This is a genomic window from Desulfobacter sp. UBA2225, assembly GCF_002348205.1.
In the GTDB taxonomy this organism is placed as follows: Bacteria; Desulfobacterota; Desulfobacteria; order Desulfobacterales; family Desulfobacteraceae; genus Desulfobacter; species Desulfobacter postgatei.
Genome location: NZ_DDYV01000294.1, coordinates 1 through 2,846, shown reverse-complemented (window position 1 = coordinate 2,846; position 2,846 = coordinate 1). Strand labels below are relative to the sequence as shown.

Sequence of the window (2,846 nt, the reverse complement as noted above, 5' to 3'; positions counted from 1 at the left end):
GGAAGCCAAAGATTTAATTTTACTCCGACCCCAATTACGCCGACCCCAATTACGGGTTATCTATCCTGAGAATATTACTAAAACCCTGGAGTCGGTTTCCTTGCATCCCCGAAAAATCATCAGGATTACGCATATAGGGTTTTAAATCGGCTTCGACAGGTCTTCCGGGTCCCCGATCTCTTCTCTTGATCGTTACTTTTTAGAATCTTCCCTTTCCATCCGCCCAGGTTGCATCAACTTTGTTTTTCCAGCTGCCTTGTCCTTGAGGACCTGGCCTGAAAGCATCCTTAATGGAATCGGATACGGTCTGATTTTTGTTCCACGCATTTTGCGGTGCTCCCTTTTTCCCATATGTAGTGGCCGGGTGCAGCTAAACCTCCTCGTTCAATCCATTCTCCGGAAAGCCTGATAATGTCGGAACAGTCCGAGGCATCCAGTCTTTTTAATTTTATGGGGGCATCCGCAAACCAGATAAATTCCTGTTGGGTTGTGTGTTCAGCTTTTGGCATATGACGCCAGAATCTCAGGCGGTTTTCCGCTCCAATTGCAGCTTTAAAGGGAGCCTCTCCACCTGTTCCCATCTTGTTAAGAATCATCCCGGCAACTGTCTGGAGCCTCTCGAGCATGGTGCCTGAATTGAAGACATCGTATATTTTTTTTGCAAGCTTTGCTTCATTGATCTGGTTTTATTGAATCCATAGTTGAAGCTGGTTTGGATTTTCATATAATCTGGGCATTGTATATGTCTCCTTTGCTTGGCATTTTGAAATAGAAAACCTGCAGATCATCTTTGAACGTCTGGATGGTTTCGATCTCTTTGGGATAAAAACGGGCGGAGTCGGCAATATCTGTTTTCCAGACAGGTATTTTTTTCCTGAACATGACCCAGGCTATTTTTTTAATTTTTCAATATTATCCCGTGCAAATTCAATGGTCGGATCTATTGTTAAAGCCATTTCATAAAATTTGATTGCAAGCACCGGTTCTTTGAGTTCCCGGTAGCAGGACCCCATATTCGCATAATTAATGGCCAGGCTTGGATCCACATCCAGGGCTTTTTCAAAATAGGTAATCGCGGTTTTGAAATCCTTTTTCATAAAACAGCAGGCCCCGGCGGTGTTCAGGATATCAGGGCGCTGGGGATCGGCATTAAGGCCTATTTGACATGTCTCAAGGGCCGGATCCAACAGTCCCAAATCTTTCTGGGCTGCCGCCATATGGGAACAGATATCAGGCAGATTGCGCCTGGCAGGCCCGCGCTCAACGGCCTCCCGGAACTGTTTTATGGCATCTTCGCCCTCTTCCAGGGCGCTGAGCATCAATCCTTTGTAAAAACTGGTGTAGTATTTCCCCGGGATGAGCGATTCCAGTTCATCCAGCTGGTCTATGGCCAAGATGGGATGGGAATTTTCCGTGATCAGCCGGGCGGCGAACATGCCCACGCTGGCCTCGTCAGCCCGCTCCCTGAAATGGGCCCCCGGCATGATGGTGTAATAGGCAGGGATATCCAGGCCGGGATGGGTGGTGCAGATGGAGAGCAGATGAAAGCCTTTGTCCGCCAGAATCCGAATCAGGCTTTCCACCTCCACCTTCATGTTGTCCGCAGACAAGTCCGGCAGATCAGCCGCATCCACCATGGTTTCAGGATGGGTGATATAACCGGCTGCTTCTATATCCGTAAATTTCGGCAGACCGGATGCCACGTAATTGGACCCGGAGTTAAAATCCCCGGCAAGCTGGGCCACTTCGGTCAGGGCCCGGCCCATGGCTTTTTCGGGGGACGGGGCCGTGCCTGCGGTCCATACGATCTCGCTTGTATCCGGAAAGGTGGCCGGGTCCCAGGCCAGCACCGCTATGGTGGGAATGCCCGTATCCAGGGAGAGATCGCTTGCATAAATCCGGATACCCTGGGTTTCATATTTGGCAAGAAGTTCCCGGATAAGGGGATCTTTAAATGAGTCCAGACGGATGCCGGGCACCTTTACTTTTTCCCGGGATACCCGGGAGCTGACGTGACGCTCCACAAGCTCGCAGATGCCCTGGGTCAACGCCTCTTCCGTACAGTTGCCCGCACTTGGACCGTTGAATTCATTGATCATATAAAACCAGTTAAAGGGGATATTCACCTCTTTTTTATCGGTCAGATCATAACCTTTGGTCCATTGGAGGGGCAAAGAATCAAATATGGGTTTAACCTTTAATGCCTCGGCCTCATCGTCATGGACGGACTGGGTGATCAGGGTATAATCCAGGGCCTTTTCCCCAAGCTGCTCAGGCGTGGCATGGATAAAGTTTTTTTCATCTTCCGCAAAGGAAAAAAAACTGAACCGTTCCACCAGTTCCATGACGGCACTGGCCTCGGACTGTTCCGGTGTTCCGCCTTTGCCCATCTGTTTATTGGTGCCGGTCACTCGTTTTGCATCCGCACCACACTCACTGTAAAACACCGGAATATCCAGGCGGCCGTTGTCGATGCGCCGGGTCCGGCTCAAAATGTCAAGGTCCAGGGCGGCTGCCTTTTCCCGGAACCGCCGGACAGTTTCTGAAGGAGAGATGATTTTATCCTGGTCAAAGGTATAATTTTTCGGGGCGTCTTGGAGTATAATTTCATAACCCATGGGGCTCAAAACCTTTCTACTTATAATTTATATATAGATTCACAGTATTACTGCGCTGTAAAAAGGTTCCACTTTACCATGAATTGTTGCGGATTTCATCATGATAGCGCCTGTTTTGCAGGGCAAACGCATTTAAATTGTATTGACTCCAAGCACTTTCATGAGGTAAGAATTATCCCATCCTGCTTGCAGGCGTTTGACATTTATGCTCTTTTTCATACTGTTTTC

At 48.8% G+C, this 2,846-nt stretch carries 3 protein-coding genes; all 3 read right to left on the bottom strand.

The window, feature by feature from the left end; all coding sequences use genetic code 11:
- Positions 1-287: 287 nt before the first annotated feature.
- Complete coding sequence (locus tag B3D59_RS15420) at positions 288-626, bottom strand: hypothetical protein (RefSeq protein WP_286821591.1); 339 nt, start codon at positions 624-626, stop codon at positions 288-290.
- 94 nt (positions 627-720) lie between these two features.
- Complete coding sequence (locus B3D59_RS15415) at positions 721-882, bottom strand: hypothetical protein (protein WP_286821589.1); 162 nt, start codon at positions 880-882, stop codon at positions 721-723.
- Between the two features lie 8 nt (positions 883-890).
- Positions 891-2,618, bottom strand: a complete 1,728-nt coding sequence (locus tag B3D59_RS15410; protein ID WP_286821586.1) for a YcaO-like family protein — start codon at positions 2,616-2,618, stop codon at positions 891-893.
- Positions 2,619-2,846 lie beyond the last annotated feature (228 nt).

Excerpts from the sequence above, each read along its gene's own strand:
- B3D59_RS15420 (WP_286821591.1), bottom strand. The coding sequence starts at position 626 with ATGCTCGAGAGGCTCCAGACAGTTGCCGGGATGATTCTTAACAAGATG.
- B3D59_RS15415 (WP_286821589.1), bottom strand. The coding sequence starts at position 882 with ATGTTCAGGAAAAAAATACCTGTCTGGAAAACAGATATTGCCGACTCC.
- B3D59_RS15410 (WP_286821586.1), bottom strand. The coding sequence starts at position 2,618 with ATGGGTTATGAAATTATACTCCAAGACGCCCCGAAAAATTATACCTTT.